Annotated in this window: 3 protein-coding genes and 1 pseudogene; all 4 read left to right on the top strand. The window is 40.9% G+C overall.

The window, feature by feature from the left end; genetic code table 11:
* A pseudogene (locus AACQ81_RS13105) lies at positions 1-96 on the top strand (IS5/IS1182 family transposase); the annotation flags it as partial.
* Positions 97-491: 395 nt separating this feature from the next.
* Positions 492-1,805 carry a sodium-dependent transporter gene (locus tag AACQ81_RS13100; protein WP_237387613.1) on the top strand — a complete coding sequence of 438 codons (1,314 nt, stop codon included), beginning with the start codon at positions 492-494 and terminating at the stop codon, positions 1,803-1,805.
* A 602-nt stretch (positions 1,806-2,407) separates the two neighbouring features.
* On the top strand, positions 2,408-4,681 hold the full coding sequence (gene adiA, locus AACQ81_RS13095; protein WP_237387612.1) for an arginine decarboxylase: 2,274 nt from the start codon (positions 2,408-2,410) through the stop codon (positions 4,679-4,681).
* Positions 4,682-4,698: 17 nt separating this feature from the next.
* On the top strand, positions 4,699-6,027 hold the full coding sequence (adiC, locus tag AACQ81_RS13090) for an arginine/agmatine antiporter (RefSeq protein ID WP_237387611.1): 1,329 nt from the start codon (positions 4,699-4,701) through the stop codon (positions 6,025-6,027).
* Positions 6,028-6,129: the final 102 nt, after the last annotated feature.

The raw sequence follows: 6,129 nt of genomic DNA, 5'->3' as shown, positions 1-6,129 counted from the left end.
GCAATAGCAACAAGATACGATAAACTTGAACGGAATTATGCCAGCATGGTGGCACTGGCGTTTATCATTGTCTGGTTGCCAATGTGGGTTGATTGAATTATGACCTTAAAACATCAACAGTCCCTATTTAAAATCACTATTTTCTATGGTATACAATGGCAGCTTGTTAAGCGTTCATCGATTTGATTAACGCCATTGAAAGTTACGATTAAATGATGAACATCTAGAGTAGAGCTATGAACGCAATTGTAAATCTTCTACTAAGCCTACTATCCCTATCCGAATAGGTGGCTGCGTTTATCTGTTTTTCTTATGAAGCCACCAGTTAGGTGGCTTATCTATCTTGCTGGTGGAACTGTTTTTTAACCGGAGTTCCTTGTGACATTTTTTATTATATCCAGCATTCTATTATCTTATATCCTCAGTCAAGAAATTGGTTGCTCTGTGCGCCCGAATACACATGTTAACGCCTTAGCGATAAGGAGGTTAGTGTGAGTCAACAATGGACTTCTCGTTTTGGTCACGTATTAGCGGCAGCAGGTTCAGCTGTTGGTATTGGGGCTATATGGAAATTCTCTTATGTTACTGCAACAAATGGCGGTGGTGCATTCCTTTTAGTCTTTTTATTGTTCAGTTTCATCATTGGATTAGCAGTGTTGATGGCTGAAAATTTACTGGGAAGTAGTACCGGTGAAAGTGCTGTAAATGCGTTTAAGAAGTTATTAGGTAAGAATTGGGGATTTATTGGTTTTATCGGAATTTTCAGTTCATGGTGTATTTACAGTTTTTATAGTGTAGTTGGTGGATGGACGATTGGTTATGTCTCGATGGCAGCAGTTGGAAAACTGAATATAACGGACAGTAATCAGCTGACTATTATTTTTAATAACTTCATCAGTAATCCCTGGTGGCCGATAATTGCACATTTAGTCTTTGCAAGTTTAACTTGCATTGTAGTTTTGGCTGGAGTGCAAAAAGGCCTTGAAAAAGCAGGGAAAATAATGATGCCACTCCTTATTGTAATCATGGTAGTTTTAATAATTATCGGGATTCGTTTACCTGGTTCATCTGCAGGATTGAAAATGTTTTTATATCCTGACTTTGCTAGTCTGACAGGTAAAGGAATTTTAGACGCATTAGGGCTGGCATTTTTTTCCTTGTCTATCGGTCTGGGAATACATGTTACTTATAGTGCCTATTTACCAAGTAATAAAGGGATTGGACGCTCTAGTGTTTGGGTAGTGATATTATCATGTCTTGTATGTATATTAGCCGGTCTGATGATTTTTCCTGCTTTAACTTCTGCGGGATTAGAACCTAATGCAGGTCCGGGTTTAACATTCATGACGATGCCCATTTACTTTGCTCATTTGCCCGGAGGTACTATTTGGGCAATTACTTTTTTTACATTATTACTGATGGCCGCATTGACTTCATCGATTTCATTGCTTGAGCATATTGTTGCTTATGTACAGTCTCGATTTCATTGGTCTCGGCGTAAAGCTGGCTTAATTGTTACATTATCTATTATGTTAATGGGGATTCCTGTCTCTTTATCCTTTGGGGTGTTAAGCTTTTTATCGATAGGCGGGAAGAATATTTTTGATATATTAGATTTCATTACATCAAATGTTCTGATGCCGTTGTTTGGAATTATAATTTGTTTGATTTTTGGTTGGTCAAGTAAAGCTATTTCATTAATGCCTGATAATATGTCACGATTAAAACGCAAATGTTTATTGCTTATATGGAGATATATTGGCCCGGCTTGCATCGGTATTATTTTGGTACATGGATTGATTTGATTTTGTTGTAAATGTATCAGCTTATCTATAAGAATTAACAGATAAGCTGATACATTGAATTGGTGAGCATATCTTCTTGTTTCCTCGCGTAGTTCCGCCTTTTAAGTTCCTTGAATTCACATATTAGGATTTGCAAAGTAACGCCATCAAGATTCCATTGAGCTTCAGCATGTCGTATGGCAATTATGCGCATTATGTATCCCTGAGAAATAGTTTTACTCTAAAGTAAACCAAAAGGCGGGCAACTCATCATATAAAATTTTTACTATACAAAAAACAAATTAATTCAACGAAAAATAACTAAAAAATTAGTAACTATATGTTATAAAAGTAATTGTTGTTAATGTTTTTTCCTGTTATTTCAATATCTATTACATTTGTTCTGTTCAGTGGGGTTGAACTCCAGGGGTTTATCTGAATTGCACTATCTAAAATAGACACTATATTGATTGATGTGATTTTAATTTTAAAAATTATATTCTAACAAATAATTTTAAATTGGAATTGTATTATCGGTATTTGCACTAAAAATCTTATACCATTGCCAAGTAACTCTTAATTTTCCTGTCAATTCAAGTAGAAATAGCGTAAGGAAGAGTGTCATGAAAGTATTGATAGCAAAAAATGAAATAGGTACACGATACCACAGTCACATTATCGAAAATGCGGTTCAAAGGTTGGCAGATAAATTAACTGAGAAAGATGTTGATGTTGTTATTGCGGATTCACTGGATGATAGCTATACGATAATTTCAGCCAATGAGCCATTTGATTGCGTTATGGTCAGTTGCGCACTTATGGATGATGATTTATATCTGAGTATACAGCGATTATTGAATAAGTTATTTGAGCGTCAGGAAAATGTCCCGGTTTTCTTATTAAGCGATAGAGAGAAAACGGTGTTTCTGCTGAATCATGATTTACTGGAACAGTTGACTGAGTTTGCATGGATATTGGAAGATTCAGCCGATTTTATTGCCGGTCGTGCCATTGCAGCCATGAAACGTTATCGCCAACAATTATTACCTCCTTTAATGTCTGCCTTGATGAAATACAGCCGAACCTATGAATACTCTTGGGCTGCCCCCGGGCATCAGGGTGGGGTGGGGTTTAATAAAACACCGGCTGGGCGCTTTTATCATGATTATTATGGGGAAAACCTCTTCCGCACCGATATGGGTATTGAGCGTGCCTCATTGGGATCGCTGTTAGACCATTCCGGTGCATTTGGTGAAAGTGAAAGGTATGCAGCCAGAGTATTTGGTGCTGATCATTCTTATTCGGTAGTAGTCGGAACGTCGGGTTCTAACCGTACGATTATGCAGGCTTGCATGACCGAAGATGATGTTGTTGTCATTGACCGCAATTGCCATAAATCCATTGAACAAGGCTTAATCCTTACAGGGGCAAAGCCTGTCTATATGCTGCCAAGCCGTAACCGATATGGCATTATCGGCCCTATTTATCCGCAAGAAATGCAGACAAAAACACTACAGAAAAAGTTGAAGCAGAATCCACTGACTCAGAAGGTAGCTAATCACAAACCTGTTTATAGCGTAGTGACAAACTGTACTTACGATGGTGTCTGTTATAACGCCAAACAAGTTCAGGAATTGCTGGATAAAAGTGTTGATCGGATACATTTTGATGAAGCATGGTATGGTTATGCACGTTTTAACCCGATTTATCATGATCATTACGCAATGCGTGGAGAGCCTAAAGACCATTCTGGGCCGACAATTTTTGCCACTCATTCATCTCACAAATTACTGAATGCGTTATCGCAAGCCTCTTTCATCCATATTCGTGATGGACGTAATCCTGTTGATTTTGCAAGATTCAATCAAGCCTACATGATGCATACAACAACATCTCCCCTCTATGCGATTTGTGCCTCAAACGATATCGCAGTTTCAATGATGGAGGGTAATAGTGGTTATTCTCTGACGCAGGAAGTTATTGAAGAAGCGATAGATTTTCGTCAGGCATTGGCACGTTTGAACAGGGAATTCAGCGAAGAAGGAGGATGGTTCTTTAAACCGTGGAATCAGGAGCAAGTGATCGATCCGGCTACTGGCAAGAAAGTTGCTTTTGAAGATGCTTCCAGGGATTTACTGGCGAAAGAGCAAAGTTGCTGGGTAATGCACCCAGGGGACAGCTGGCATGGATTTGAAGACTTGCCTGATAACTGGAGTATGCTCGATCCGATTAAAGTCAGCATCTTGGCTCCGGGCATGGGCAAGAATGGCAAATTGCTGAAACAGGGCGTACCGGCCGCATTAGTAACGGCATGGCTGGGCCAGCACGGAATCGTACCTACCCGTACAACCGACTTCCAAATCATGTTCCTGTTTTCAATGGGTATTACCAAAGGAAAGTGGGGAACATTACTCAACACCTTGCTTTCTTTTAAACACAATTATGATGCGAATACACCTTTGAGTAAGATATTGCCGAATTTAGTGGAACAGTATCCTGATATTTACAATCAATTAGGCTTGAAAGATTTAGGCGACAAGATGTTCGATTATTTGCGGCAGAATAACCCGGGCGAAAAACTGAATCGGGCTTATGCCAGCTTGCCTGAAATGGTGATGACACCACGAGCGGCTTATCAGGCAATTGTGGCTGATAAGGTGGAAATGGTGGCAATTGATGATCTGACTCATCGCATCGCAGCAAACTCCATCATTCCATACCCACCCGGAATTCCAATGCTAATGTCAGGGGAAAAATTTGGCGATAAAACCTGTCCACAGACTGGCTATTTACACGCATTACAAAAATGGGATCACGAATTCCCTGGTTTTGAACATGAAACGGAAGGGACGGAGATCATCAACGGTATTTATCACGTTTTGTGTGTAAAAAAGTGAGAACGGGAAGATAAATTATGGCTACAGTTTCAGAGGCGAAAAAAGTCGGATTGATCCCCGTTACACTGATGGTTGCGGGTAACATCATGGGATCAGGCGTTTTTTTGCTGCCCGCCAGTTTGGCTGCAACAGGAGGTATTGCCATTCTCGGCTGGCTGGTAACTATCATTGGTGCTGTCGGGCTATCGATAGTGTATGCCAAGATATCTTCACTGGATGATAGTCCGGGTGGTTCTTATGCCTATGCACGACGGGCCTTCGGGCCTTTTTTGGGGTACCAGACCAACGTACTGTATTGGCTGGCGTGCTGGATCGGTAATATCGCGATGGTCGTGATCGGGGTTGGTTATCTTAGTTATTTTTTCCCAATCCTAAAAGATCCGATTGTCCTGACCATCACATGTATAGCAATACTGTGGATATTTGTTTTTTTGAACATCATTGGGCCACATGTTATTACTCGCGTTCAGGCTGTGGCGACCACATTGGCCTTGATCCCAATTGTAGCGACAGCGGTATTAGGATGGTTCTGGTTTAATGGCAAAACATACATGGATGCTTGGAATGTAAGTGGATTGAACACCTTTGGTGCAATCCAAAGTATTCTGAACGTTACATTATGGTCTTTTATCGGTGTTGAAAGTGCTTCGGTGGCTGCCGGAGTGGTTAAGGACCCTAAACGCAATGTACCGATTGCTACTATCGGCGGTGTACTTATCGCTGCTGTCTGTTACGTCCTGTCCAGTAGCGTGATTATGGGGATGATCCCTAACGCAGCGTTGAAAATCTCATCATCCCCTTTTGGCGATGCGGCCAGATTGGCTCTGGGAGATACTGCCGGTGCAATAGTCGCCTTTTGTGCCGCGGCCGGATGTTTAGGCTCACTTGGTGGCTGGACATTATTGGCCGGGCAGACAGCTAAAGCTGCCGCAGATGATGGGCTGTTTCCTGCGATTTTTGCCAAAGTTAATAAAGCGGGAACGCCGGTTGCTGGCTTGTTGATCCTTGGTGTCCTGATGACAATTTTCCAACTCAGCAGTATGTCTCCAAATGCAGCCAAGGAGTTTGGGTTAGTTTCTTCGGTTTCGGTTATTTTTACCTTGATACCTTATTTGTATACCTGTGCAGCCTTGTTGCTCATCGGACATGGTCACCTTGGGCAAGAAAAGGGACGATATACTGCCATCATTTTCATTGCCTTTATGTATTGTATCTGGGCTGTTCTGGGTACAGGGGCGAAAGAGGTGGTATGGACGCTGGTTGTGATGATGATAATCACGGCTATGTATACGTTTAACTACAACACGAAACATCCAGTACCTTTTCCTCTGGATAAAAAAGAGTAAATCGAATTTCGGATATTGTTTATTTTGTTAGCCATATTGGGTGCTGGAATATCAGCACCTTTTTTATTAAACAGCGTTCCAAAATTGCAGATCATTTCCTTA

Source organism: Xenorhabdus sp. Sc-CR9 (assembly GCF_963897815.1).
Lineage (GTDB): Bacteria > Pseudomonadota > Gammaproteobacteria > Enterobacterales > Enterobacteriaceae > Xenorhabdus.
This window is presented reverse-complemented; position numbering and strand designations above follow the sequence as displayed.

Coding starts and splice junctions, on each gene's coding strand:
- adiA (WP_237387612.1), top strand. CDS start 2,408: ATGAAAGTATTGATAGCAAAAAATGAAATAGGTACACGATACCACAGT.
- adiC (WP_237387611.1), top strand. CDS start 4,699: ATGGCTACAGTTTCAGAGGCGAAAAAAGTCGGATTGATCCCCGTTACA.